This window comes from Streptomyces sp. NPDC101776 (genome assembly GCF_044766845.1).
In the GTDB taxonomy this organism is placed as follows: Bacteria; Actinomycetota; Actinomycetes; order Streptomycetales; family Streptomycetaceae; genus Streptomyces.
Window position 1 is genome coordinate 227,570 of sequence record NZ_JBIWMV010000002.1, and the last position, 25,714, is coordinate 253,283.

At 71.4% G+C, this 25,714-nt stretch carries 23 protein-coding genes and 1 pseudogene; 14 read left to right on the forward strand and 10 right to left on the reverse strand.

The annotated features are described in order from the left end of the window. Window positions 1–265: 265 nt before the first annotated feature. Entirely contained in the window at window positions 266–802 is a 537-nt protein-coding gene (locus ACIRRY_RS06795) for an HNH endonuclease (protein WP_019063156.1), read from the forward strand. Window positions 803–916: 114 nt separating this feature from the next. Here the strand turns inward: ACIRRY_RS06795 and ACIRRY_RS06800 are convergent, their stop codons facing one another. Genes ACIRRY_RS06800 through ACIRRY_RS06810 form a run of 3 tightly spaced genes read right to left on the reverse strand, consistent with a single transcriptional unit; the run spans window position 917 to window position 3,500 of the window. Beyond that, window positions 917–2,266, reverse strand: a complete 1,350-nt coding sequence (locus ACIRRY_RS06800; RefSeq protein ID WP_403968730.1) for an ABC transporter permease — start codon at window positions 2,264–2,266, stop codon at window positions 917–919. Continuing rightward, window positions 2,263–2,970, reverse strand: coding sequence for an ABC transporter ATP-binding protein (locus ACIRRY_RS06805; protein ID WP_403968732.1), 708 nt, complete (start codon window positions 2,968–2,970; stop codon window positions 2,263–2,265). The genes ACIRRY_RS06800 and ACIRRY_RS06805 overlap by 4 nt, the downstream gene beginning before the upstream one ends. Then, entirely contained in the window at window positions 2,967–3,500 is a 534-nt protein-coding gene (locus ACIRRY_RS06810) for a PadR family transcriptional regulator (RefSeq protein WP_403968734.1), read from the reverse strand. The genes ACIRRY_RS06805 and ACIRRY_RS06810 overlap by 4 nt, the downstream gene beginning before the upstream one ends. A gap of 182 nt (window positions 3,501–3,682) precedes the next feature. On the opposite strand from ACIRRY_RS06810, the pseudogene ACIRRY_RS06815 reads away from it, so the two are divergent. From ACIRRY_RS06815 to ACIRRY_RS06825, 3 genes and pseudogenes are all read left to right on the forward strand, one after another. Then, window positions 3,683–3,931, forward strand: a pseudogene (locus ACIRRY_RS06815) (hypothetical protein); the annotation flags it as partial. Window positions 3,932–4,057: 126 nt separating this feature from the next. Beyond that, the gene (gene malQ / locus ACIRRY_RS06820; protein WP_403968736.1) at window positions 4,058–6,244 is read left to right on the forward strand and encodes a 4-alpha-glucanotransferase; all 2,187 of its coding nucleotides are present in this window, start codon (window positions 4,058–4,060) and stop codon (window positions 6,242–6,244) included. Window positions 6,245–6,344: 100 nt separating this feature from the next. Further along, window positions 6,345–6,632 (forward strand): hypothetical protein, encoded by a 288-nt coding sequence (locus ACIRRY_RS06825; RefSeq protein ID WP_403968737.1) that lies wholly within the window; start codon window positions 6,345–6,347, stop codon window positions 6,630–6,632. A 140-nt stretch (window positions 6,633–6,772) separates the two neighbouring features. On the opposite strand, the gene ACIRRY_RS06830 is transcribed toward ACIRRY_RS06825, so the two are convergent. Further along, the gene (locus ACIRRY_RS06830) at window positions 6,773–7,354 is read right to left on the reverse strand and encodes a TetR family transcriptional regulator (protein ID WP_403968739.1); all 582 of its coding nucleotides are present in this window, start codon (window positions 7,352–7,354) and stop codon (window positions 6,773–6,775) included. Between the two features lie 99 nt (window positions 7,355–7,453). Here ACIRRY_RS06830 and ACIRRY_RS06835 point away from each other — a divergent pair, with 99 nt between their 5' ends. Then, window positions 7,454–8,887: an FAD-dependent monooxygenase gene (locus ACIRRY_RS06835; RefSeq protein WP_403968741.1), complete on the forward strand. Its 1,434-nt coding sequence runs from the start codon at window positions 7,454–7,456 to the stop codon at window positions 8,885–8,887. A gap of 52 nt (window positions 8,888–8,939) precedes the next feature. Here ACIRRY_RS06835 and ACIRRY_RS06840 read toward each other — a convergent pair whose 3' ends face one another. Next, window positions 8,940–9,449, reverse strand: coding sequence for a MarR family winged helix-turn-helix transcriptional regulator (locus ACIRRY_RS06840; protein WP_403968742.1), 510 nt, complete (start codon window positions 9,447–9,449; stop codon window positions 8,940–8,942). A 106-nt stretch (window positions 9,450–9,555) separates the two neighbouring features. Here ACIRRY_RS06840 and ACIRRY_RS06845 point away from each other — a divergent pair, with 106 nt between their 5' ends. The 3 genes from ACIRRY_RS06845 to ACIRRY_RS06855 all read left to right on the forward strand — a co-directional run bounded on the left by ACIRRY_RS06845 (window position 9,556) and on the right by ACIRRY_RS06855 (window position 12,652). Beyond that, the gene (locus tag ACIRRY_RS06845) at window positions 9,556–10,623 is read left to right on the forward strand and encodes an EamA family transporter (RefSeq protein ID WP_403968744.1); all 1,068 of its coding nucleotides are present in this window, start codon (window positions 9,556–9,558) and stop codon (window positions 10,621–10,623) included. Continuing rightward, window positions 10,620–11,792 (forward strand): sigma-70 family RNA polymerase sigma factor, encoded by a 1,173-nt coding sequence (locus ACIRRY_RS06850; protein ID WP_403970817.1) that lies wholly within the window; start codon window positions 10,620–10,622, stop codon window positions 11,790–11,792. The genes ACIRRY_RS06845 and ACIRRY_RS06850 overlap by 4 nt, the downstream gene beginning before the upstream one ends. A gap of 86 nt (window positions 11,793–11,878) precedes the next feature. Beyond that, window positions 11,879–12,652, forward strand: a complete 774-nt coding sequence (locus ACIRRY_RS06855; protein WP_403968746.1) for an SDR family NAD(P)-dependent oxidoreductase — start codon at window positions 11,879–11,881, stop codon at window positions 12,650–12,652. A 50-nt stretch (window positions 12,653–12,702) separates the two neighbouring features. On the opposite strand, the gene ACIRRY_RS06860 is transcribed toward ACIRRY_RS06855, so the two are convergent. Continuing rightward, window positions 12,703–13,239, reverse strand: coding sequence for a MarR family winged helix-turn-helix transcriptional regulator (locus ACIRRY_RS06860; protein WP_403968748.1), 537 nt, complete (start codon window positions 13,237–13,239; stop codon window positions 12,703–12,705). A gap of 43 nt (window positions 13,240–13,282) precedes the next feature. Between ACIRRY_RS06860 and ACIRRY_RS06865 the strand changes: the two genes are divergently transcribed. Further along, window positions 13,283–14,209 (forward strand): EamA family transporter, encoded by a 927-nt coding sequence (locus ACIRRY_RS06865; protein WP_403970819.1) that lies wholly within the window; start codon window positions 13,283–13,285, stop codon window positions 14,207–14,209. 45 nt (window positions 14,210–14,254) lie between these two features. On the opposite strand, the gene pepN is transcribed toward ACIRRY_RS06865, so the two are convergent. Next, window positions 14,255–16,828, reverse strand: coding sequence for an aminopeptidase N (gene pepN / locus ACIRRY_RS06870; protein ID WP_403968750.1), 2,574 nt, complete (start codon window positions 16,826–16,828; stop codon window positions 14,255–14,257). Between the two features lie 112 nt (window positions 16,829–16,940). Here pepN and ACIRRY_RS06875 point away from each other — a divergent pair, with 112 nt between their 5' ends. Further along, on the forward strand, window positions 16,941–17,402 hold the full coding sequence (locus tag ACIRRY_RS06875) for a DUF1203 domain-containing protein (protein ID WP_403968751.1): 462 nt from the start codon (window positions 16,941–16,943) through the stop codon (window positions 17,400–17,402). A 119-nt stretch (window positions 17,403–17,521) separates the two neighbouring features. Here ACIRRY_RS06875 and ACIRRY_RS06880 read toward each other — a convergent pair whose 3' ends face one another. Next, a complete protein-coding gene (locus ACIRRY_RS06880; protein ID WP_403968753.1) occupies window positions 17,522–18,553 on the reverse strand; it encodes an aspartate-semialdehyde dehydrogenase in 1,032 nt (343 codons plus the stop codon). Window positions 18,554–18,871: 318 nt separating this feature from the next. On the opposite strand from ACIRRY_RS06880, the gene ACIRRY_RS06885 reads away from it, so the two are divergent. Together ACIRRY_RS06885 and ACIRRY_RS06890 are read left to right on the forward strand one after the other, a co-directional pair. Further along, window positions 18,872–19,393, forward strand: coding sequence for an RNA polymerase sigma factor (locus ACIRRY_RS06885; RefSeq protein WP_403968754.1), 522 nt, complete (start codon window positions 18,872–18,874; stop codon window positions 19,391–19,393). Window position 19,394: 1 nt separating this feature from the next. Beyond that, the gene (locus tag ACIRRY_RS06890; protein ID WP_403968756.1) at window positions 19,395–20,120 is read left to right on the forward strand and encodes a hypothetical protein; all 726 of its coding nucleotides are present in this window, start codon (window positions 19,395–19,397) and stop codon (window positions 20,118–20,120) included. 68 nt (window positions 20,121–20,188) lie between these two features. On the opposite strand, the gene ACIRRY_RS06895 is transcribed toward ACIRRY_RS06890, so the two are convergent. Further along, a complete protein-coding gene (locus ACIRRY_RS06895) occupies window positions 20,189–23,488 on the reverse strand; it encodes a S8 family serine peptidase (RefSeq protein ID WP_403968757.1) in 3,300 nt (1,099 codons plus the stop codon). Between the two features lie 131 nt (window positions 23,489–23,619). Further along, on the reverse strand, window positions 23,620–24,162 hold the full coding sequence (locus tag ACIRRY_RS06900; RefSeq protein ID WP_403968759.1) for a CGNR zinc finger domain-containing protein: 543 nt from the start codon (window positions 24,160–24,162) through the stop codon (window positions 23,620–23,622). Window positions 24,163–24,270: 108 nt separating this feature from the next. On the opposite strand from ACIRRY_RS06900, the gene ACIRRY_RS06905 reads away from it, so the two are divergent. Together ACIRRY_RS06905 and ACIRRY_RS06910 are read left to right on the forward strand one after the other, a co-directional pair. Then, the gene (locus ACIRRY_RS06905) at window positions 24,271–24,717 is read left to right on the forward strand and encodes a VOC family protein (RefSeq protein WP_403968761.1); all 447 of its coding nucleotides are present in this window, start codon (window positions 24,271–24,273) and stop codon (window positions 24,715–24,717) included. Between the two features lie 11 nt (window positions 24,718–24,728). After that, window positions 24,729–25,619 (forward strand): pyridoxamine 5'-phosphate oxidase family protein, encoded by an 891-nt coding sequence (locus ACIRRY_RS06910; protein WP_403970821.1) that lies wholly within the window; start codon window positions 24,729–24,731, stop codon window positions 25,617–25,619. Window positions 25,620–25,714: the final 95 nt, after the last annotated feature.

The following is a 25,714-nucleotide window of genomic DNA, read 5'->3' on the forward strand; positions in this document are numbered from 1 at the left end:
CGAATAGGTCACCGAGAGGGCAGGCCCACCACACTATCGGGGCAACGCGCGAGGATTGTTGCCGTGTTCGGGGGAGAGGCCCTTCCCGACCGGGAAAGAACAGGTGGGACGAACCCACGGCTGTCCCGGGGATGAATCACATGTGGTCGAAAACACTCCCAGCCCGTTACCGGGACATGGTGGCGCTTCCACCAGGCATGAGGGGAGACTGACTACAGATCGTCCCGGCGCGAGCCACGCGCCGCCGACGCACAAGGAGGCATCCGTGCCGCATGTCCTGGTCCTCAACGCGTCGTACGAGCCACTCGGCGTCGTACCGCTCCGCCGCGCGCTCGTCCTCGTCCTGGAGAACAAGGCAGTCTCCCTTGAGGAATCCGGCGCCTTTATGCACAGCGCAACCGTCACTGTCCCCGCACCCAGCGTGGTCCGGCTCAAGCGATTCGTACGGGTTCCCTATCGGGGGCCCGTTCCTCTCACCCGGCGGGCGCTGTTCGCGCGTGACGGGGGCCGGTGCATGTACTGCGGTGGCGTCGCAACCAGCGTCGACCATGTCATTCCGCGCAGCCGCGGGGGCAAGCACGTGTGGGACAACGTGGTGGCGTCCTGCCGCCGCTGCAACCACACGAAGGCCGACCGACATCTCTTCGAGATCGGCTGGCGGCTGCGCCACAAACCCGCCCCACCCACCGGCCTGGCCTGGCGCATCATCGGGACCGGGCATAGGGACCCGCGCTGGCTGCCGTACTTGCAGCCGTACGGCGCGGAGGACGCGATGGCCCGGATCGACGGCATCTCCGCCTGACGATCCGGGCTTTTGTGTACCCAGGGTCACCCCCTGGGTACGGCGGCACAGCGGCACGGTCCGGCCCCGGGAACCCTCGTTCCCCGGGGCCGGCCGTCGTGCGTACCGCGGCCGTCAGGCGTACCGCAGCTCCCCCGGCCGCACCGACCGCCGCAGTAGCGGCAGCGACGTGGCCGCCGCCAGCACGCAGGCCGCGTACACGCCGACCGGGACCAGCAGCGCGGTGTACGGCACCGGCACGTCCGCGTACCGCGAGACGGCGGCGCCGTACCAGAAACTGATCGCCGTGCCGCCGAGGCCCGCCACCGCGATCGCGGGGAACAGCGGCAGCGCGGTCTCCAGCAGGAGCGCGCGGGCCAGTACGGCGTGCGGCACCCCGGCGGCGACCTGCGCGGCCAGGCCCCGGCGCCGGGTGGCGAGGGACTCGGCGGTGGAGACGGCCAGCGCCGTCAGGACCAGCGCGAGGGCGACGAGGATCGCGGCGGCCGTCAGGTCGATGCCGGTCGTGTAGTAGCTCATGCGCGCCCCGAGGGTGCCCGCGCGGCGCGACGAGTTCAGGTCCGCGAGCAGGATCTGCCGTACGCCCGCGAAGCCCGAGCCGACGACCGTCACCAGCAGCAGCGCAGCATGGGTGCGGGCGGTCGACCAGGGGTCCTCGCGGAGCCGTTCCGCCGCGATCAGCAGCGCGGGGCGCCCGGTGCCGGCCGCGAAGCCCTCACCCAGTTGGCGGGACGAGGCGCCGGAGAGCCAGATCGCGACCAGGCTGATCAGTACGGCCAGGACGAGCACCGTCACCGGCGCCAGCCCGAAGGAGACGGGACTGCCGAAGACCGGGGTCAGCGCGATCAGCACGGACGTGACCGCGAGCAGCCGGGTCGCGGCGCGGAACAAGGGCCCCGGACCCCGCGCCGGCCGCGTCCGCCGTACCCGGCCCAGCGGATCGGCCACCACCCGGCGCAGCGCCACCGCGCTCACGACCGCGCCCAGCACCGGCACGGCCCCGGCGACCAGGACGACACCGGCCCAGTTCGTGGCGTACGGCAGCAGCGGTACGACGACCGCCGTCGCCGCCACCGCGCCCGCCAGACAGGCGAGCCCCGACTCCAGCGCCGCGATCCGCCGCACCTGCCCGGGCGCCGCCCCCGCCAGCCGCAGCGCGGCCAGCCGCCGGTCCCGGTGCACCGCCCCGATCCGCGCGCACTGCGCGAGAAACCCGAGCACCGGGATCAGCAGCAGCCCCAGCGCGAGACTCACGTTCTGCCGGTCACCGGGCGAGTCGAACAACCCCGACCCGATCGACACGGCGTAGAACCCGTCCAACGACAGCAGCGCTACGACGCCCAGTCCGATCCCCGTCGCCAGCGCGGCCCCGACTGCCGTGAGCCCGACCCGCCACCACTCCCGCCGGTCCGAACCCCGGGTGAGCAGCCAGGCCAGCCGCAGATCGGTGAGCAACGACCTCATGCGATCACCCCCGCCGTCGTCACGATGCCGTCCGCCAGCCGGATCTCGCGGTCCGCGTACGCCGCGACCTGCGCGTCATGGGTGATCAGCAGGACCGCCGTACCGGACTCGCGGGCCGCCGTCACCAGGGCCGTCATCACCTGCTCGCTCGCCAGGGAGTCCAGCGCGCCCGTCGGCTCGTCCGCGAAGACGACCTTCGGGCCGGTGATCAACGCCCGGGCGAGCGCGACCCGTTGGGCCTGACCGCCGCTCATCTCGCCCGGCCGCAGCTCCGCCTGCCCGCGCACCCCGAACCGCTCCAGCCACTCGGCGGCCCCGGCCCGCGCGTCCGTACGCGAGGCACCCGCGAGCAGCAGCGGCAGCGCCACGTTGTCGACGGCCGTCAGCTCGGGTATCAGCTGCCCGAACTGGAAGACCACTCCGAACTCGGTGCGCCGCAGCTCGCTGAGCCGCTTCTCGGGCAGCTTGTCCAGCCGCTGTCCCGCGTACGTCACCGTCCCCGCGTCGGGGCGGACGATCCCGGCCAGGCAGTGCAGCAGCGTGCTCTTGCCGCTGCCGCTGGTCCCCGTGACGGCGAGGATCTCGCCGGCGCACAGGTCGGCCGAGGCGCCGCTCAGCGCCCGCGTCCTGCCGTGCGTCTTGGCGAGGTCACGGGCCGCGAGCAGCACCGCCACCGTGTCCTGGGGGTCCCCCTGGTTGCTCATGCTGTGTCGACCTCCGCGGTCAGAGTGGTCAGCCGGGCCGCCGTCGTCGCCATCCAACGGAGGTCCGCGTCAAGGTGGTTGAGGGCGTAGTCCGCCGAGAGCACGGTCGCCAGGTCGGTGCCCTTGGCGGTCTTGACCGCCGTGAGTTCCCGCATCCGCTCCATATGGGCGGCGCGTTGGGCCCGGAGATACGCCTCCGGGTCGCCGTCGGCCAGGATCGAGACGACGACCTTGGCGAAGATCTCGTTCGTCACGAAGGGCGCGGGCGGCGCGATCTCCCCTGCCCAGCGGGCGAGTTCACGCGAACCGTCCGACGTCGAACGGTACGCCGTCCGCTCCGGACCACCGTCCGAACCGGTGCCGTCCACCTCCGCGAGACCGTCCCGGACCAGCCGCTGCAAGGTCGTGTAGACCTGCCCGTACGCCAGCGGGCGGGCCTGCGGGAAGCGCTCGTCGTGGCGTCGCTTGAGGTCGTAGCCGTGGCTCGGTCCTCCGGCGAGCAGGCCCAACAGGATGTGGCGGGTGCTCATGGCGCTCAGTATGCACCGGATACATGTACTGAGTGAATAGTGATCAGCCGGAAAAGTACGGGCAGCGGGGTGCGGGAGTGGCCACAGTGCCACCCGTACTCCAACCTGGAGGTCTGCCGTCGCGCCCGCTGGGTAGGGCTGCGGTGACCCGCCCGCACGCCCGACACGACAAGGAGGCCCCCGTGGCCGCAGCATCGGCGTCCCTTCCGCTCCCGGCCCGCTCCAAACGCACCGCGGAGCCGTCCGACCGTCTCGCACCCGAGCTCTCGTCCGGCCTCGCGCCCGACCTGTTCTTCGTCGACTCCGAGGGCGCCTGGGCCGAGACCCCGCTGACCAGCGAACCGCCGCTGACCGACGCCGAACCGCTCACCAGCGAGCCCCCGCTCGCCGACACCGCCCCGCTCACCAGCGAGTCCGCCACGATGGACGCGCCCCTCACCAGCGAGGTCGCCGCGTTCGACGACCCGATGACGACGAGCGGTGAATTCGCCGCCCTCGCCGACCTGATGAGCGGTGAATCGCCCGCCTTCGCCGACCCGGACTCCACGAGGCCCTAGATGACCGCACCCCGGCCGGTGGACACCCTCGGCGAGGACCTGTCCCGGCTCGCCGAACTGCACGGCGTCGCCACCGCCTACCGCCCCTCCCCGGACCACGCGGTCCCCGCCTCCGCCGTCGCGGTCGTCGCCGTACTGGCCGCCCTCGGCATCGACGCGAGCACCCCGCAGGCCATCGCCGCCGCGCTCGCCGCCCGCCGACAGGAGCTGGCCGAACGGCTGTTGCCGACCACCGTCGTGGGCCGCCACGGCAGTACGCCCGCCGCGCTCGACGCGCTGCCCGAGGGCACCGTGCTGCGCATCGACACCGAGCAGGGCGAGACGGAGCGCATCGAGACCGGGCAGGGCGGGATCCCGGCGAGCGCCGAGCAACTCCCGCCCGGCGTCCACCACTTGACCGCCACCGCACCCGACGGCCGCACCGCCGAGGCCCAACTCGTCGTCGCCCCGGACCGGTTGCCCACGCCCGCGGGACGTTCGTACGGGCTGATGGTGCAGGTCTACTCCCTCCTCTCCCGGCACTCCTGGGGCATGGGCGACCTCGGTGACCTGGGTGAACTCACCGCCTGGGCAGGGCGATCGCTCGGCGCCGGCTTCGTCCAGGTCAACCCCCTGCACGCGGCCGTGCCGGGCGCACCCACCGACCCCTCGCCGTACCGGCCCTCCTCGCGCCGCTTCCCCGACCCGGTGTATCTGCGGATCGAGGACATCCCCGAGTTCGCGTACGTCGAGGAGGAGGACCGGGAGGAACTGCGTGGACTCCTCGAACAGGCCGCGCGGCTGCGTCGATCCGTCCTGGAGAAGGACGCGTTGATCGACCGCGACGCCGTATGGGAGCTGAAGCGCGAGGCGCTGGAACGCGTCCGCCGGGTCCCCCTCGGCCCCGGACGACGGGCCGCCTACGCCGACTTCCTCGCCCGTGAGGGCGAGGCGCTGGAGGACCACGCCACGTGGTGCGCGCTGGCCGAGGCGCACGGTTCCGACTGGCACCACTGGCCCGCCGCTCTGCGCGACCCGCGCTCACCCGAAACCGCCCGCGCCCGCACCGAGTTGATGGACCGCGTCGACTTCCACTGCCGCCTCGCCTGGCTCACCGACACCCAACTCACCACCGCCCAGCGGACCGCACGGGAAGCGGGCATGCCGATCGGGGTCGTGCACGACCTCGCGGTCGGGGTGCACCCGGATGGTGCCGACGCGTGGGCGCAGCAGGAGTACTTCGCCGCCGGCATGTCGGTCGGCGCGCCCCCGGACGCCTTCAACTCCCTCGGCCAGGACTGGGGGTTGCCCCCCTGGCGCCCCGACCGCCTCGCCGCCTCCGGCTACGCCCCCTACCGCCGCCTGCTCCGCGCGCTCTTCCGCTACGCGGGCGCCCTGCGCATCGACCACGTCATGGGCCTGTTCCGCCTCTGGTGGGTCCCGCAGGGCCGGCCGCCCACCGAGGGCACCTATGTCCGCTACGACGCCGAGGCCATGCTCGCGATCCTCGCGCTGGAGGCCTCGCGCGCCGGGTCGGTGGTGATCGGCGAGGACCTCGGGACCGTGGAACCGGGTGTGCGCGAGACCTTGCAGGAGCGCGGGGTCCTCGGCACGTCGGTGCTGTGGTTCGAACGGGACTGGGACGGTGACGGCCGCCCCCTCGCCCCCGAGAAGTGGCGCGCCGACTCGCTGGCCACCGCCACCACCCACGACCTGCCGCCCACCGCGGCCCGGCTCACCGGCGAACACGTCGAACTCCGCAACCGGCTCGGCCTGTTGACCCGCCCGGTGGAGGAGGAGCGGATCGAGTCCGCCACCGACGTGGGGGAGTGGCTGGCGCTGCTGTCCCGGCTCGGCCTCTACGAACACGCCACGGGCGGCGGCCGGCCCGCGTCCGAGGAGGAGGCCGAGATCCACGCCGTCCACCGTTTCCTGCTCCGCACCCCCGCCCGCATGATCGGCGTCTGGCTCCCGGACACCGTCGGCGACCGGCGCCCGCAGAACCTGCCCGGCACGTGGGACCAGTATCCGAACTGGCGCCTTCCCGTCGCCGACGCGGACGGACGTCCTGTGACGCTGGAGGAACTGGCCGCGTCGCCGCGGCTGCACGCGTTGGTGGATGTGCTGCGGGTGGGGTTGGCATCCGATACCGGGTCGGGTTCGGGTTCGGGGCCGGGTTCGGAGGGCGGCGGGGAAGAGGGCCCGTGACACCCGTACGCACACCCCTGCACCCTTCCGCGCCCACCCCTGCACCCCATACGGCACCCCCGGGCGCGCGGCTCGTTCGGGCGTTCGCTACTTTTGCGGTGTGGACAAGAAGAACGCCCTGCGCGCCGGCGCCCTGGCTGCCGGTACGACGCTGATGATGCTGCTCATGACGTCCCCCGCGCTCGCGCTCACCCGCGACGACGGTGACGACCCGGGCTCCGGCCTGAGCGTCGCCGACACGCTGGGGCTCTATGTCCTGTGCCCGCTCGCGCTGTTCGCGATCATCGCGGGCCTCGTCATGGCGCTGGACAAGTCCAAGGACCGCGCGCCGAAGGCCAAGTCCGGCACGAAGACCGGCACGGGTACGACCGTCGACGCGAAGGCCTGACCCCCCGGTCCGAGCTCACCTCTTCCGGAAGGCGCCCACATCACCCACAGCGGTGAGGCGGGCGCCTTCGGCATGTCCGCGCGCGGGAGATCCGCTCATGCGACGTCCGTTCATGGGACGTCCGCTCATGCGACGTCCGCTCATGGGCTCGGCGCCGTGAGGTAACGCTGCACCGTGGGCGCGAGCCAGGCCACGATCTCCTCGCGGGCCAGCGCCACGGTCGGCGGAAAGCGCAGCACATAGCGCGTGAGCGCGAGCCCAAGGAGCTGGGAGGCGACCAGCCCGGCCCGCGCCGGCGCCTGCTCCGGGTCGGGACACGCCTGCCGCGCTACCGGCAGCAACTGTTCCCGGAAGATCTCCTGCATCCGCTCGGCCCCGCCCTTGTTCGTGGCACCGACCCGGAGCATCGCCGTCAGCTCCTCGTTCTCCTCCCACATGGCGAGGAAGTGCGTCACCAGGGCGTGGCCCACCTCGCCCCGCGCGGCCGAGGTCAGATCCGGCAGCCGCAGGTCGTAGGAGACCGCCGCCGCGAAGAGCCCCTCCTTGTTGCCGTAGTAGCGCATCACCATCGACGGGTCGATACGGGCGTCCTTGGCGATGGCGCGGATGGTGGCGCGCTCGTAGCCGTCGGTCGCGAAGCGCTCGCGGGCGGCTTCGAGGATGGCGGCGCGGGTGGCGTCGGAGCGGCGGGGTTGGGGGGCCGGGCTGGCGCTGTCGTTCATGCCAACAAGCGTAGGCCAACACATGTTGACAGTCCAGGGAGCCGGTTCTAGTCTCGTCAACAAGCGTTGGCAAACAAGCGTTGGCACTAGGAGGTCACCATGAACCACACCGTCATCGTCGTCGGCTCCGGTCCCACCGGCCTGCTTCTGGCCGGTGACCTCGCCACCGCCGGCATCCCGGTCACCCTGCTGGAGAAGCGCCCCGAGAAGATCAGCAACCTCTCCCGCGCGTTCGTCCTGCACGCCCGCACCCTGGAGCAGCTGGACGCCCGCGCCCTCGCCGACGAACTCGAAGCCATCGGTCAACCCCTCGACCGGCTCCGCCTGTTCGGCCGCCTGACCATCGACCTCACGCCCCTCCCCTCCCGCTTCAACCACCTCCTCGTCCTCCCGCAGTACGAGGTCGAGAAGGTGCTGCTGCGGCGCGCGGTCGAGGCGGGCGTGGACTTCCGCTACGACACCGAGCTGACCGGGCTGACGCAGGACGCGGACGGCGTGACCGTCGAGACGCGAGGACCCGACGGGGCGACCGGGTCGCTGCGTGCCGTGTACGCCGTCGGCACCGACGGCATGCGCAGCGCGGTCCGGAACGCCATCGGGCTGCCCTTCCCGGGCCACTCCGTCATCCGTTCCGTGGTGCTCGCCGACGTCCTGCTCGACGAGAAGCCGGACACCCTGCTCACCGTGGCCACCGTCGGCGACGCCTTCGCCTTCATCGCGCCCTTCGGCGACGGCTACCACCGCGTCATCGGCTGGAACCGCGCCCGCGACGCCGCCGACGACGAGCCCCTCGACCTCGACGAGGTCAGGGAGATCACCCGGCTCGCGCTCGGCACGGACTTCGGGATGCGCGACGCCCGCTGGATGTCCCGCTTCCACAGCGACGAACGCCAGGCGCCCGCCTACCGGGTGGGCCGTGTCTTCCTGGCCGGCGACGCCGCGCACGTGCACACCCCGGCCGGCGGCCAGGGCATGAACACCGGCCTCCAGGACGCGGCCAACCTCGGCTGGAAACTGGCCGCGGTGCTCGCCGGCCACGCGCCCGGCACCCTCCTCGACACCTACCAGTCCGAGCGCCACCCCGTCGGCAGGGCGGTCCTGCGCAGCAGCGGCGGAATCGTCCGCCTCGCGATGGCCAAACGCCCCTGGACCCTCGCCCTGCGCGCGGCCCTCACCACCGTCCTCGACCACGTAACTCCGGCCCGCCGCAAGGCCCTTGGCCAACTCACCGGCATCGGCTACGCCTACCCGGCCCCCCGAGGCTCCCACCGTCTGACCGGCACCCGAGCCCCGGACCTCTCCCTCGCGAACAACACCCGCCTCTACGAGGCGCTGCGCGGCGGCCGTTTCGTACTGGTCACCCCGGAGGCATACGACACGAAGGGCGCCCACGACGACCGGCTGACCGCGGAACGCTGGGCGAGCGACCGTCGTACGGCACTGCTGGTCCGCCCCGACGGATACGTGGCCTGGGCGGCCGACGACGCCGACCCGGCCCAGGTCGAGGCGGCGCTGTCCGAGCACGTCGGCTGACGGGTGCCGAAGAAGGGAACCGGCTCAACGGGCGTGCCGGCGGCGGGACTTGCTACCGCTCGGTCGAGGACAGCAACTCCCGCAACAGGCCGGCCAGTTGGCCGGCCTGTTCCGAGTCGAGGCCCGACAGCGCTGCCGTCTGCGTGGCGAGCCCGGCGCCTACCGCCTCGTCGATCAGCGTCAACCCTTTCTCCGTCAGCGTCACTTGAAGCCCCCGCCGGTCGTGCGGGTCGGGGGAGCGGCGGAGCAGGCCGGCCCGTTCGAGTTTGTCGAGGCGGCCGGTCATGCCGCCCGTGGTGAGCATCAGCGTCGCGGAGAGCTGACGCGGCGAGAGGGTGTACGGCTGGTCGGCGCGGCGCAGGGTCGCGAGGACGTCGAACTCGCCACGCGAGATGCCGTACGACGCGTACGCCTTCTCCATGCTGTCGCCCATGGCCCGGGAGAGCCGGAAGATCCGCCCGAAGACCTCCATCGCGGCGGTGTCGAGGTCGGGCCGCACCGCCGCCCACTGCTCGACGATCGCGTCGACGGGGTCCTTGCGCTGCTCCGGGCGTGCACTCATGTGCCGAGTATCGGCCGGTTCATGGGTCGCCCGCAAGAAAGTGACTTGACGGAAAGTTGCTTGCGACTAAGCTAATTAGTGGCAAGTGACTTTTGAAGGGGATGGCATGAACCGCTCCAGCACCATCGTCCTCACCGCCCTCGCCCCCATCTCCTGGGGCACCACCTACGCCGTCACCACCCAGTTCCTCCCGCCCGACCGCCCCCTCTTCACCGGCCTGCTGCGCGCGCTCCCCGCCGGTCTCGTGCTCCTCGCGCTGGCCCGGGTGCTGCCGCGCGGGGCCTGGTGGTGGAAGGCGACGGTCCTCGGCGCCCTGAACATCGGCGCGTTCTTCCCGCTGCTGTTCCTGTCCGCGTACCGGCTCCCGGGCGGTATGGCGGCGGTCGTCGGCTCGATCGGGCCGCTCATCGTGGTCGGCCTCTCGGCGGTCCTGCTGGGGCAGCGGCCCACGGCCCGGAGCGTGCTCACCGGCACCGTCGCGGCCTTCGGCGTCAGTCTCGTCGTACTGAAGGCGGCCGGAGCGCTCGACCCGGTCGGCGTGCTCGCGGCCCTCGCCTCCACCGCGTCGATGTCCACCGGCACGGTGCTGACCAAGCGCTGGGGCCGCCCCGACGGCGTCGGCCCGCTCGCCCTCACCGGCTGGCAACTCACCGCGGGCGGCCTGCTGATAGCCCCCGTCGCCTTCCTGATCGAGGGAGCACCGCCCGCGCTCGACGCCCGGGCGATCGGCGGCTACCTCTACCTGGCCCTGGCCAACACGGCGATCGCGTACTGGCTCTGGTTCCGCGGCATCGGCCGACTCTCCGCGACCCAGGTCACCTTCCTCGGCCCACTGTCCCCGCTGACCGCGGCGATCGTGGGCTGGGCGGCGCTGGGACAGACGCTGACACCGCTGCAACTCGCGGGGATGGGGGTGGCGTTCGGGGCGACGGTGGCCGGGCAGATCGGGGCGCGTCCCCCGTCCGTTTCCGTTCGCGAGGTAGCGTCACGCGGGAACACCGTGACGCAACGCCGGAGGCGCCCGTGGCCGACGAATCCTGCCCCAGCTGTGGCAAGCCGCTCACCGCACGGGCCGGCCGCACCGGCCGCCGCTCCGTCTACTGCTCCGCCGCCTGTCGCCAGAAGGCGTACCGGGAGCGGCAGGGGAGCGGCGGAGTCGGTGTCGACGGGCTGATCAAGGAGATCGGGCGGCAGGTCGAGGAGCTGGTGCCGCAGCCGCCTTCCGTCTTCTACTCCGGCGTGACGGAACTGTCCTCGTCCGTCGCGCGGCTGAGGCGAGTGGCACGCACGGCGCGGGACACCGCTCGGGAATCCGTCACGCCCGCGGCCGTTACGGAAAGCCCCGCCGCCACGGAACTCCAAGTCCCGCTCGACGAAGGCGACTTCGCCGCCCTCGTCGAGTCCCACCGGCGCGAGATCCAGGTCCACTGCTACCGCATGACCGGGTCGTACGACGACGCCGAGGACCTGGTGCAGGAGACGTTCCTGCGGGCCTGGCGGGCCCGGGAGACGTTTCAGGGGCGGGCCGGTGCCCGTACCTGGCTGTATCGCATCGCGACCAACACCTGCCTGGACTTCCAGCGCCGTACGGCCCGTCGACCCAAGCGGTACGAGCCGTTGCCCGGGATGAACCACGGTGGTGGGGAGCCGCCCGCCCGGGTCACCTGGCTACAGCCTTACCCCGACGACGAGTTGCCCTCCGCCGAGGAGCAGCCGGAGGCCGCCGCCGTCTCCCGCGAGACCCTCGAACTGGTCTTTCTGGCCGCCGTCCAGCATCTCCCGCCGCGCCAGCGCGCGGTGTTGGTGCTGCGGGACGTGCTCGGGCTGACCGCCGTAGAGACCGGCGAGGCCCTCGACATGACCGTGGCCTCGGTCAACAGCGCGCTGCAACGCGCCCGCCCCACCCTGCGCGACCGGCTCCCCGGCCGGCGTGCGGACTGGACGGCCGACGGGCCCACCGAGCATCAACGCGCCCTGGTCAAGCGGTACATGGCCGCCGCCGAACGCCTCGACCTGTCCGAGGTCGCCACGCTGCTCAGCGAGGACGTCACCCTCACCATGCCGCCGAACCCGTTCTGGTTCACCGGCCGTGACGCGCTCGTGGAGTTCCTGAGCGTCAGCCTCGACGTCAACTCGCCCATGTTCCTTGGGCATTGGCGTCATCTGCCCGCCCGCGCCAACGGGCAGCTCGCGGCGGGGGGTTACGTCCGCCGGCCCGGTACGACCGTCTACCGCGCGCAGGTTCTCGACGTGCTCCGCTTCGACGCCGACGACCGGATCGCCGAGATCACGTCCTTCGAGCCGCACCTGTTCCCGGCCTTCGGACTGCCGCTGCGGCTGTGACCGATGAGTGCCGGGCTCCCTGTGCGTCTGTATGACCGACACGAACGACACGTACATCACGCATCACGACCCACAAGGAGTTCACCATGCTGCTCACCGACAAGACCGCGGTCGTCTACGGCGCCGGCGGCTCGATCGGCGGCGCGGTCGCCCGTGCCTTCGCCGCCGAGGGAGCCCGGGTCCACCTCGTGGGACGCACCCGGGAGACGCTGGAGGCCGTGGCCGGTGACATCAAGGACGCCGGTCTCGACGAGGCCGAGGTAGCCGTCGTCGACGCCCTCGACGAGACGGCCGTCACCGAACACCTCGCCCGCGTCGGGGACTTGGACGTGTCCTTCAACCTCGTCTCGCGCGGCGACGTTCAGGGGCTGCCCATCACCGACATGCCCGTCGACGACTTCCTGGCGCCGGTGATCAACGGCACCCGCGCCAACTTCATCACCGCCCGCGCCGCCGCCCGCCGGATGGCCGAGCGGGGCAGCGGTGTCGTCCTCACCCTCAACAGCGGTTCCGCGCACGGCAGTCCGATGATGGGCGGCACCGGTCCCGCCGACGCGGCTACCGACAGCCTGGTGCGCAACCTGGCGATGGAGCTGGGTCCGCGCGGGGTGCGTGCCGTAGGACTGTGGGCCGCCGGCATCCCCGAGACCCTCACGATCGAGAAGCTCGGCAAGGTCAACCCCGACCTCAACGAGGCGGCGATCCAGAGCATCCTCGACCACCTGTCGAGCCTGCGCATGACCCGTCGCAACCCCACCCTCGCGGAGATCACCGCGACCGCCGTGTTCCTCGCCTCGGACCACGCGGCGAGCATCACCGGCACGTTCGTGAACGTCACGGGCGGGATGTTCCCGGGCTGAGCCCTGTTCCTGGACCTCCGGAGCGTTGAGCGCGGCCCGAGGGCGGCGGCTCACCCGCTGTCGGAGGACGGACGCGGGGTCTCCACGCGGGCGAGCCAGGTGGTGAGGAGCCCTTCGAGCGCCACGGAGTCGGCGGGCGTCAGCAGGTCCAGCAGGCGGCGTTCGTTGCGCATGTGGTCGGTGAACGCCTGGTCGATCAGTTCGCGTCCGGGCCGGGTGAGGGCGACGATCCGGCCGCGCTGGTCGTCGCCGGAACGGCGGCGGGTGACGAGTCCGGCTCGTTCCAGGCGGTCGATCCGCTTCGTCATCGCGCCGGTGGTGACCATGGTGTGCGCGGCGAGTTCGCCGGGTGCCCGCTCAAAGGGCTCGCCGGCGCGGCGCAGTGCGCACAGGACGTCGAACTCCCCCTCGCTCAGGCCGTATCGGCCGTAGACGAGGCACAGCTCCTCGGTGAGACGGTCGGCCAGGCGGTGCAGTCTGCCGATCACGCCCTGCGGGGTGATGTCGACGTCGGGCCGCTCGCGGCGCCAGTCGGTCTGGATGCGGGCCACGCGGTCCAGCGCTTGCGGATCGTCCATGCACACCATGGTAGCTTCCCGGGAAGCTATATTGGCTTCCATGGAAGCCAATATGCGGTGGGTGGCGCTCACGGCGGTCGCGCCGGTGGCCTGGGGAGCCAACTACTACGTCACCCACGAGTTCCTGCCGCCCGACAGCCCGCTCTACGGGGCCGCCCTGCGCGCGCTGCCCGCCGGCCTCGTCCTGCTGGGCCTGTGCAGACAGCGACCGCGTGGTGTCTGGTGGTGGCGGTCCGCGGTGCTCGGGCTGCTCAACGTGAGCGTGTTCTTCGTCCTCGTCTACGCCGCCTCCCAACTGCTCCCGACGAGCATCGCCTCGACCGTCATGGCGGTGTCCCCGCTCGCGATGATGCTCATCGCCTGGGCCCTGGTCTCCGAGCGGCCCGGCCGCACGCACCTGGCCGGCGCCGCGATCGGGCTCGGCGGGGTCTGCCTCATGCTGCTCACCGGGGCGGGCGGGGTGAGCGTGCCGGGAGTCCTCGCCTCGGCCGCGGCCATGCTCGTGTCGGCCTTCGGCCACATCCTGACCAAACGGTGGAACGACACCGGTACCGATGTGCTCGCCTCGACCGCCTGGCAGCTCACGGCCGGGGGACTGTTCCTGCTGCCGGTCGCCGCGGTCGTGGAGGGCCGGCCACCCGCGCTCTCCACCCCGGCGCTCCTCGCGTTCGGCTACGTCACCCTCGTCGCCACCGCGCTGGCCTTCGTCGCCTGGTTCACCGGGCTGCGGCACCTGCCCGCGGGCACGGTGGGCCTGGTCGGACTGCTCAACCCCGTCACCGGCGTGCTGCTCGGCACGGCCGTCGCCGGAGAGGTGCTGACCGGCCGGCAACTGTGCGGGCTGGCCCTCGTCCTGGCCGGAGTCGTCCTGGGCCGCCCCACCCGCGCGGCCCGGCCCGGCAGCAGCCGCACGACGGACGGCGAAGGGCGCCCGAGGAACGACGAAGGGCGCCCGGCGGAATGCCGGGCGCCCTCGTGACCGTAGGAGAAACCCCGGAGGTACTACGGATGCGCTACGGCCGGACTACGACGCCGCCGCGTCCGCCGCCTGGGCCTTGAGCGCGCGCTCCACGCCCGAGCGGGACTCCGAGACCAGGCGGCGCAGGGCCGCGTTGGGCTCGGCGGTGGTCAGCCAGGTGTCCGTGCGGTCCAGGGTGTCCTGGGAGACCTGGATCGACGGGTAGAGGCCGACCGCGATCTGCTGGGCGATCTCGTGCGAACGGGTGTCCCAGACCTCCTTGACCGCCGCGAAGTACTTCTCCGTGTACGGCGCCAGGAGTTCACGCTGGTCGGTCTGGACGAAGCCCGAAATCACCGCTTCCTGAAGGGCGTTGGGAAGCTTGTCGGACTCGACGACCTGCGCCCAGGCCTCCGCCTTCGCCTCCTCGGTCGGGCGGGCGGCACGGGCGGTCGCCGCGTGGCGCTCACCGGCGGCCGTCTTGTCCCGCTCGTACTCGCCGGCGATCTCCGCCTCGTCGAACCGGCCCACGGACGCGAGGCGTTCGACGAACGCCCAGCGCAGCTCGGTGTCGACGGCCAGCCCCTCGATGGTCTGCGTGCCCTCCAACAGGGCGTCCAGCAGGTCGAGTTGCTCCGGCGTACGGGCCGTGGACGCGAACGCCCGGGCCCATGCCAGCTGGTGGTCGCTCGCGGCCTCCGCGGAGCGCAGGTGCGCCAGCGTGGCGTCCGTCCAGCGGGTGAGCAGCGCCTCGCGGGCGGCCGGGTCGGCGTACAGCTCGATCGCCAGCTTCACCTGCCGTTGCAGCGACTGCACGACACCGATGTCGGACTCCTTGCCGATGCCCGAGAGGACGAGGGCGAGGTAGTCGCGGGTGGCGAGTTCGGCGTCGCGGGTCATGTCCCAGGCCGAGGCCCAGCACAGGGCGCGGGGCAGCGAGGACTCGAAGTCGCCCAGGTGCTCGGTGACGAAGGCCAGCGACTGCTCGTCGAGGCGGACCTTCGCGTACGACAGGTCGTCGTCGTTGAGCAGCACCACGTCCGGACGGCGCTTGCCGACGAGCTGCGGTACGGCGGTCAACTCGCCGTCCACGTCCAGCTCGACGCGCTCGTCACGGACCAACTTGCCGGTGTTCTCGTCGAGTTCGTACAGGCCGACCGCGATGCGGTGCGGGCGCAGCGTCGGCTCGCCCTTCGCGCCGGCGGGGAGGGCCGGGGCCTGCTGGCGGATCGCGAAGGCGGTGATGACACCGTCCGCGTCCGTCTCGATCTCCGGGCGCAGGATGTTGATGCCGGCCGTCTGCAGCCATGCCTTCGACCAGGTGCTCAGGTCACGCCCGGAGGTCTCCTCCAGCGCGCCCAGCAGGTCGGACAGGCGGGTGTTGCCGAACGCGTGGCGCTTGAAGTACGCCTGCACGCCCGCGAAGAACTCGTCCATGCCGACGTACGCGACAAGCTGCTTGAGGACGCTCGCGCCCTTGGCGTACGTGATGCCGTCGAAGTTGACGAGGACGTCGTCCAGGTCGCCGATCTCGGCCATGATCGGGTGTGTGGACGGCAGTTGGTCCTGCCGGTACGCCCAGGTCTTCATCGAGTTGGCGAACGTCGTCCACGAGTGCGGCCAGCGCGAGTCCGGCGCGTACGCCTGGCAGGCGATGGAGGTGTAGGTGGCGAACGACTCGTTCAGCCACAGGTCGTTCCACCACTCCATGGTGACCAGGTCGCCGAACCACATGTGGGCCAGCTCGTGCAGGATCGTCTCCGCACGCACCTCGTACGCGGCGTCGGTCACCTTGGACCGGAACACGTACTGGTCGCGGATGGTCACCGCGCCCGCGTTCTCCATCGCGCCCGCGTTGAACTCCGGGACGAACAGCTGGTCGTACTTCTTGAAGGGGTACGCGTAGGCGAACTTCTCCTGGAACCAGGCGAAGCCCTGCCGTGTCACCTCGAAGATCGCGTCGGAGTCGAGGTACTCGGCGAGCGAGGGCCGGCAGTAGATGCCGAGCGGGACGCTCTGCCCGTCCTTCTCGTACACGCTGTGCACGGAGTGGTACGGCCCGACGATCAGCGCGGTGATGTACGTCGAGATGCGCGGCGTCGGCTCGAACACCCAGGTGTCGTCCCGGGGTTCGGGCGTCGGGGAGTTGGAGACGACGGTCCAGCCCGTCGGCGCCTTCACGGTGAACTGGAAGGTGGCCTTGAGGTCCGGCTGCTCGAAGCTCGCGAACACGCGGCGCGCGTCCGGGACCTCGAACTGGGTGTACAGATAAGCCTGTTGGTCGACGGGGTCGACGAACCGGTGAAGCCCCTCACCGGTGTTGGTGTACGCGCAGTCCGCGACCACCCGGAGGATGTTCGGCCCCTCCAGCAGCCCGGCCAGCGCGATCCGCGAGTCCTTGAAGACCTCGTCCGGGTCGAGCGGGTCGCCGTTCAGCGTCACCTCGTGGACGGCCGGGGCGACCAGGTCGATGAAGGACTCGGTGCCGCCCTCCGTCACTTCGAAGCGCACCGTCGTCGCGGACCTGTAGGTCCCGCCCTCCTGCGCGCCGGAGAGGTCGAGATCGATCTCGTACGAGTCAACGGTGAGCAGCGTTGCCCGCTGCTGCGCCTCTTCGCGAGTCAGGTTTGTGCCAGGCACGCGGTCATCTCCTCGTTATGTGTGGGTTGCGCCATCCTTCCACGGGACCTGCGGAGAACGCGATGTCCGTATCCCGCCGGTGAGCGGGGCGGACGGGCGCGAGCCTGGAGTCATGACGACGTACACGGCACGACCCATCGACCCCACGGTCCTGAAGGAGCTGCGCTCTGCTGACGATGCGGGGAGCGGAATGGTTCCCGCACGCGATGAGGAGGGCGGCGCTCCGCTCCGCTGCTGCCTGCGCCGCAGCGAGCGCGGTGAGCGGATCGCCCTCGTCTCCTACGCCCCGCTGCGGCGCTGGGCGACCGAGCCGGGGGCGTACGACGAGGTGGGGCCGGTGTTCGTCCACGCGGAGGAGTGCGGGGGGCCTGCGGCGGGTTCCGGGTATCCGTTCGCGGAGGCGCACCGGGTGATCCGCCGCTACTCCGCCGAGGGCCACATCCTCGGGGGCGAGCTGGTCGACACCCTCGACGACGAGGCCTTCCAGCGGGCCTTCACCGACCCGTCCGTGGTTCTCGTCCACGTCCGGGCGGTGGAGTACGGCTGCTTCCACTTCGAGGTACGTCGGGCGTAGCGCCTCAAACGCAGGACAGGCTGAAAATCTCAGCCCCTCCGGCGTTTGAGGAGCGGGGTCTGGGGCGGAGCCCCAGACGGATGGACAGGTAGGGGCGGCGGGGGCGAGAAAAAACCGGGTCAGCCCCGCAGCTCCGCCGCCACCAGCTCCGCGATCTGCACCGCGTTCAGCGCAGCGCCCTTGCGGAGGTTGTCGTTGGAGACGAACAGCGCGAGACCGTGCTCGACCGTCTCGTCCGCGCGGATGCGGCCGACGTAGGACGGGTCCTGGCCGGCCGCCTGGAGGGGGGTCGGGATGTCGGAGAGGGCCACGCCCGGGGCGCCGCCGAGGAGCTCCGTCGCGCGCGCCACGGAGATCGGGCGGGCGAACCGGGCGTTGACCTGGAGAGAGTGGCCGGAGAAGACCGGGACGCGGACACACGTGCCGGAGACCTTCAGCTCCGGGATCTCCAGGATCTTGCGGGACTCGTTGCGGAGCTTCTGCTCCTCGTCGGTCTCGTGCAGGCCGTCGTCGACGATCGAGCCCGCGAGGGGGACCACGTTGAAGGCGATGGGGCGCTGGTAGACCTGCGGCTCGGGGAAGTCGACCGCGCTGCCGTCGTGCGTGAGCTTGTCCGCGTCGGCGACGACCTTCAGCGCCTGCCCGTGCAGCTCGGCCACCCCGGCCACCCCGGAACCGGACACCGCCTGGTACGTCGCGACGACCAGCGCCTCCAGGCCCGCCTCCGCGTGCAAGGGCTTCAGGACCGGCATCGCGGCCATCGTCGTGCAGTTCGGGTTGGCGATGATGCCCTTGGGGCGGTCCACGATCGCGTGCGGGTTGACCTCCGAGACGACCAGCGGGACCTGCGGGTCCTTGCGCCAGGCGGAGGAGTTGTCGATGACGACCGCGCCCTGCGCGGCGACCTTCTCGGCCAGCGCCTTGGAGGTCGCGCCGCCCGCGGAGAACAGCACGATGTCGAGGCCGGAGTAGTCGGCGATGGCCGCGTCCTCCACCGTCACGCCGTCCAGGACCGTCCCCGCCGAACGGGCCGAGGCGAAGAGCCGCAGCTCCGTGACGGGGCTGTGTCCGTTCAAGCCGCCGCGCTCCTTGAGGATCCCGCGCATGACCGTGCCCACCTGACCGGTGGCTCCGACGATTCCGACCTTCACGACGACTCCCTCTGCGTGCGTTCTACGTGGTCCAGCGCTTCCATGATGCGTCTCACCCGTGGCGGTGTGTCCAATCCTTTCGCCGCCCGGCCCGAGGAGTGGGACACGGGGAGCGGCCGCGCCCGGCCCGATCCTGCGGCGACGGCTCCGCGCGCTGCGAAGAAATCCGCCCCGCACCCGCCCGGGGCCGCAAGCCGTCCCGCCCGACGGTGTGATCCACGACTCGGGCCGCCGGTCGGGAAAACTCCTCCGCGTCGGACGAACGTTTCGGCCCTCCCCCGCGTCGTAGGGGAAACGCGGGGGAGGGGAGGGGTGGCTGTGCTGCGCAGAAAGGCTCGGCGGGCCGAGGGGGCGGACGATCCCTTGGACGCGGCCCAGGAACGCCGGGTACGGGCGGTGCTCGCGCTCGGCGGGGTGCCGCAGGCGGATCTGCCGGACGGCGTCCAGCAGGTACGGCTGCGGTTGCTGGAGCGCGCGGCGAAGGGCGACGAGGCGCCGCGCGACGTCTCGGCGTGGGCGGCGGTCGTCGCCTCGAACCTCGCCATGGACTGGCACCGGGCCAAGCGCCGCCAGGAGCGGCTCGGGGAGCGGCTGGCCTCTCTGCGCCCGCTGGAGCACCCCTCCGGCGAGGACACGAGCGTCCTGTCCGTGGCGGTGGCACAGGGCCTGGACGAACTGCCGGACCAGCACCGCCAGGTTCTCGTCCTGCGGTTCTTCGCCGACCTGCCCGTGCGCGGGATCGCCGCCGAACTCGGCATCCCGGAAGGCACGGTCAAGAGCCGGCTGCACTCCGCGGTCCGCGCGCTGCGCGACCGCCTGCACGAGGACGAGGTGGTGTGACGTGGCTGCCCAGTACGACGGCGTGGACGCGCTGATGGCCGCGCTCACGGACGAGCCGTTGCCGCAGGGGGCCGACGCGGACGCCGAGTTCATGGCCGAGCACCGGGTCGCCACGGCCGAAGTGGCCTTGCTGCGCGAGCAGTTGGGGATCATCGGGGAGGCCCTGTCGGCACCTCCGGAACCCGTGCCCGCGGCCCGGCCGGTACGCCCGCGCCGCCGCCCCGCCCTGCGCGTCCTCGCCTACGGCACCCTCGCCACGGCGGTCGCGGCCACGATGATCACCGGGCTGGCCTGGCTGGTCGCGCACAACGGGGACATGGACGCCTCGACGAGCAGCAGCGCGGACTCCGGGTCGGGAGCCGCCCAGGACAAGGAGGCTGTCACCCCGGGCCCGCTGTCCGACCCCGAGCAGTACGTGGCCTGCTCCCGCCTCCTCGTCGAGGGGACGGTGACCGAGGTACAGCCGGGCTCCGACCCCCGGAAGCGGATCACGATCGCCGTCACCCGGTCCTACCGGCCCGCTCACGGCCCGGCCGATGTCACGGTCGTCCTGGCCGCCGGGGCGAGTCCTGCGCCCCGCCAGGGGCAGCACGTACTGGTGGGGGTCCCGAAGGGCTCCGACACGGCGACCCTCTGGGCCGTCGGCGACGACGCCGTCGCCACGGACAGTGCCGCGGTCGTCGACGCCCTGACCGGCGCCGGTACCGTCACCTGCCCGGCCGGCTGACAGCGCGAAGGGCGGGCGCCCACACGGACGCCCGCCCCCCTCACCGCCGTATCAGGACTGCGTTCCTGCTACGACGTGACCTTCTCGATCTTCACGCTGCCCAGGCCCGCGACCGTGCCGCGCGCGTTGACCAGCTGGACCTGACCGAAGAACTCACGGCCCGCCGGAGCGGCCGCCAGCGCGGTGACGCTGCCGGAGACGCTCGTCGAGGCGCCCGTGGCGAGCTTCACCGGCGTCGAGCCGACGGCGACCGTGCCGAGCGCGGACGAGTAGAACACGTCCAGGTAGTCGTACGCGGTCGAGCCGGACGGCACCGAGTAGCCCGCGACCTCGACGGTGTACGTCCCGGCGGCCGGGTTGGCGACCGAGACCGCCTCCTCCGAGTCGCCGTCGGCGGACTGCCCGACGACCGTACCGGCGGCGTTCTTCACCGTCAGGTCCAGGTCCGCCGCCGTGTCCGAGACGTTGCCGATGGACACGTCCAGTGAGGTGGCGCCGGCGGGCACGTCGACCGTGGTGGTCTGGGTGACGCCCTCGGTGATGGTGGGCCGCGCGCTCAGCGAGGAGCCGAGCGGGCCGCCCTTCAACGTGCCGTCCAGAGCGGCGAAGTTGTTGGTCACCTTCCACGAGGCGGTGGTCGGGACGCCGACCTTGGCCTCGGGCACGGTCACGGTCTCCGGGTCGAAGGCCGCGCCGAGCACGGTGGCGTCCAGCTTGTACGGGTTGTCGAGCAGCGGCGAGGTGCGGCGCGCCTCGACCTCGATCTCCCAGACCCCGGCCTGCGGGTCGGCGTACGAGCGCACGTCGGGCTTGCAGCCGTTGCCGTCGAGGTAGTTGTTGTAGCAGTACGGGGTGCCGGTGTCCTCGACCGGAACGCCGTACGGGTGGATCGAGATGAACCGCGTCTGGCTCTTGTCCTTCAGCCCGCCGATCGCGACCTCAAGGGCCTTGGCGCCCGCCGGGACGGTCACGAAGTACGACTGCGTGCTGTTGCGCTGCACCGAACTCGACTTGGAGTAGGTGTAGTTGACGGGGGTGGAGACCACGACCGTCGTGAGGATCTGCTTGTCGACGCCCTCGGTCTTCGGGTCGTCGACCTCCAGGATCGCGCTCTTGATGCCCGAACTCTTGGGCGCCGCCTGCACCTTGACGGTGACCGGCTGGTTCAGCGGGAGCTTGACCTCGTCCGAGCCGACGATCCGGAAGGTGCCACCGGCGTTGTTCGCGAAGTCCAGCTCGTGCCGAACGGCCTTGCTGCTGCCCGTGGTTCGGGTGATGACGACGTCGTACGTCTTCTTCGCGCCGGCCTTGAGGCCGCCCTCACGGTCGTACAGTCCCGTGCCGAAGCCCGGGGTCTTGAGCGCGAAGTCGATCGCGGTGTCGACGGGAGCCTTGACGGTGTACTCGTGGCTGGTCGCGCCGTCCTTGATGGACTTCCACGCGTCCACGATGTCGATGAGGCCCGCGCCCTCCTCGTACGCCTGAACACCCGTGATGTGATCGGCGGTCGAGGTCAGCGCCGTGCGCAGGGTCGCCGGGGTGAGGGCGATGTGCTTCTGCTTTGCGGCGCTCAGCAGCAGCGCCGAGGCGCCCGCGGCCTGCGGGGAGGCCATCGAGGTGCCCTGGAGCATCGAGTAGCCGGCCGGCAGCGTGTAGCCCGACTCGGCGACCGGGGAACCCGGCAGCCAGGTCTGGGTCGTGTTGATCGCGGCGCCGGGCGCGACGAGCGTCGGCGTGAAGCCGCCGTCCTCACGCGGTCCGCGCGAGGAGAAGGGCAGCAGCTGGTACTTCCGCGTCACCTGCGAGCCGTAGTTGGCCGCCCACGTCTCCTTGGAGATCGAGGCGCCGACCGAGATCACCTTGTCGGCCAGGCCGGGGTCGCCGATCGTGTTGGCGCCCGGACCGGAGTTGCCGGCCGAGATCACGAGCTGCACGCCGTAGGTGTCGATGAGGCGCGTGTACAGCTCGGCGCGCGCGTTGTTGCCGTCGTTCAGCGCGGGCAGGCCGCCGATCGACATGTTGACGATGTCGACACCGCGGTTGGTGACGAGGTCGATCATGCCCTCGGTGAGCGCGACGTTGGTGCAGCCGCCGGACCAGGTGCAGGCGCGCGAGGAGACCAGCTTGGCGCCGGGCGCCTCACCGTTCATCTTGCCGCCGAACAGGCCGTTCGCCGCGGTGATGCCGGCGACGTGCGTGCCGTGCTCGGACTCGATGACACCGATGTTGACGAAGTCGGCGGTCTTGCCGACCCAGGACCCGCCGTACGGGTCCATCGGGACGTCCTTGCTGATCTGCACCACGAACGGCTGCCGCTCGACGACGTCCGTCGCCGGGTTGTCGGTACCGAAGTAGCCGACCTGGTAACCGTCCTTGTACGGCTTCATGGGCGCGTCGTCGCCGAAGTCGTGGTTGTTGTTCAGGTCGACCGTCACCGTGCCGGCCGCCGGGTCGTACAGGACGCCCCACGAGTCGGTGGTGTCACCGTCACGGTTCGCGTCGCCCGCCGCGTCACCGCCGGTGGTGTACGACTCCTTGAACGTGCTGATCTCGTACGACCCCGTCGGCGCCGTCCAACTCAGGCCGCCGTAAGTGAAGTTGGGGCCGGAGACGGCCGTGATCATCGGGCGCCAGGTCTGGTCGCCGTCGACGATCGGGTCGGTCGAGGTGACCCAGTCGACGATCTTGCGCTCGCCGGTGGTGGTCTTCTGCAGCGCCGGGTGGCCGAGGTCGACGCCGGAGTCGAGGATGCCGATCGTGATGCCGCGGCCGTCCGCCTTCGGGTTCTTCTTCACGAAGTCGACGGCGCCCGTCTCGAAGGACGGGTTGTACGGGTTCACGGCCGGGGTGTTCTTGTTCGGCGCGGAGTAAGTGGTGCTCGCCGTGGCCTTGTTGGCGCTCTTGGCGGTGGTCGCGGTGTCCGCGCTCGGCGTCGGGTCGTCGAGGGCGATCTCCTGGCGCAGGTCGATCGCGTGCACCGAGGACAGCTTCGCGGCGGCGGCGATCGCCGAGTCGGCCTTACCGGTCGGGACGGTGGCGCGGACATAGCCGAGCTTGTCGTACGTACGGCCCACGGAGCCGCCCTTGACCGCGTCCAACTGCTGGGCGACCTGCTCGGTCGAGCCCGGCGCGGTGGCGATCATCATCGTGACGTTCTTGTCGCCGTCGGCCTTGGCCGCGGCGAGCAGATCGGCGTCGTCCGAACCGAGCTTGGCGGCGGCGGACTTGACGGTCCCGTCCGCGGGCGCGGTGGCGGAGGGGGAGTCGGCGGAGAAGGCCATGGGTATCGGCCCGGCCGCGGAGAGGGCGGCGGCGAGACCGGCGGCCACGGATATCCGGGCCACACGTCTCTTGGGGTTGAGGGTCATCGGCATCCCTTGTAGGTGAAGAATCCAGTGCCGGACGAGCGCACAGCTTTACCCAAGGGACAGTTGTTTGGGAAGTGTTGACCGAATCGATATGGATGTATGGGGAAAACCCCCTATCCGGTCAAGGGGGTTCAGAACTCCTTCGAGCGCGTGTAGTGGCGGGACGCCTTGGCGCGGTTGCCGCAGGCCGACATCGAGCACCAGCGGCGGGTGCCGTTGCGTGACGTGTCGAAGAAGTGCAGGACGCACGCCTCGTGGGCGCAGCGGCGGATGCGGTCGGGGGCGGCGCCGAGCAACTCCAGGTAGTTGCGGGCCGCGAGCCAGCCGGGGCCCCACCGGGGGTCGTCGAACTCGGGGATCTCGCCGGGGCCCTCGGCGGTGAGCGTGGCCCGGATCCGGCCCTGGTCGAGGACGAGATCGAGGTCCTCGGCGCCTTGTGCGAGCGAACCGTCCACCACCGCGTGGAGTGCCTTGCGCGCGATTTTGGTGTGCAGCAGGGTGATCGGATTCGCCTCGAACCGCTCGTCGAGCCCGTTCGAGCCGAGCCATACGCCGAGCCCGCCGGGACTGGAGAGCAGGTCCTGCACCGTCCCGTCCCGCATCCACCGCGTGTTGAGCAGGTCGAGGGCGAGCGGTTCGCCGAGGAGCGGCCGGGGGTCGGGGTCGGTGGTCATGGAGAAGCTCCCTTCTGATCTAACCGGTCAAGAGTACGTGAGCGGTTGACCCTCTCGATTCTAACCACTAACATCATCGACAACGGTTATATCGAAGGAGGGCTTTTCATGACCCTGCATGTCGGCCACGCCGGACTGAACGTCACCGACCTCGACCGCTCGCTCGCCTTCTACCGCGACGTCCTCGGTTTCGCGGTACTCGCCGAGGGCAAGGAGGACGACCGCCGGTTCGCGTTCCTCGGCGACGGCGGCGACCACCCCGTGCTCACCCTCTGGCAGCAGGCGCAGGGGCCGTACGGCGGCGACCGCGCGGGCCTGCACCACCTGGCCTTCGCCGCCGACTCGATCGAGCAGGTCGGCCGCTACGAGGAGGCACTCAAGGCCTACGGCGCCGAGTTCGCGTACGAGGGAGTGGTCGCCCATCGCGAGGGCGCGGCCTCGGGCGGCATCTTCTTCCACGACCCGGACGGCACCCGCCTGGAGATCTCGATACCGACCGGCGCCGAACACGCCCCGGCCCCGCACACCGAAGCCCCCACCTGCGGATTCTTCTAGCAGTGACCGCCATGGAGACCTACCACGCCGGCTCCCGCGCCGTGCAGGACCGGGCAGGGGTGCGTGACCTCGCCGATCACGTCGGCCAGATCATCGGCCAGGGCATCAAACCCGTGGCCGCCGCCTTCCTGGAACTCCAGCCCCTCCTGATCCTGGGCGCCGCCGACCCGACGACGGGAAAGGTGTGGGCCTCACCGCTCACCGGCCCACCCGGTTTCGTACGGGCGACGGGCCCGCACCAGATCTCGCTCACCGGCGGCCCGCGCCCGGCCGACCCCCTGACCCCGGCCCTCTCCTCCGCACGGGACCTCCCGGTCGGCACGATCGCCCTGGACCCCCGCACCCGCCGCCGTATGCGAGTCGACGGCCAACTCCGCACCACGACAAGGGGATTCGCGATCGAGGCGGAGCGGGTGTTCGCCAACTGCCCGAAATACATCCAGCGGAGAGAGTCCTACGAGACGGTCGCGGACCGTGAGCCGGCGCCCGCCCGGCACAGCGGCGAACTCACCCCCACCCAGGCCGAGTTCATCGCGGCGGCCGACACCTTCTTCCTCGCCACCGTCCACGACCACGGCGCCGACGCCAGCCACCGGGGCGGCAACCCCGGCTTCGTACGAGCGACGTCACCCCACGAACTGACCTGGCCGGACTACTCCGGCAACGCCATGTTCCTGAGCCTGGGCAACCTCCTCACCGACCCACGCGCAGGCCTCCTCTTCCTGGACTGGAACACGGGCACAACCCTCCAACTCACCGGCGAGGCAAGGACGGAGTTCGGGGAGGACGGGGAGCGCAGGGTCCGTTTCCTACTCGATGAGGTCATCGAGAGTGCAGCCGCACTCCCGCTGCGCTGGTCCGCCCCCGAATACTCCCCTGCCAACCCAACCCCGACGCGCTGAGCACCCCTAAAGGGGCGCGGGGCTGTATCTATATGCGGCTCCGCCGCGTGGGCGCGACCAGCCACGACGGCGCGTCAGCCGAAAATCCACATGCG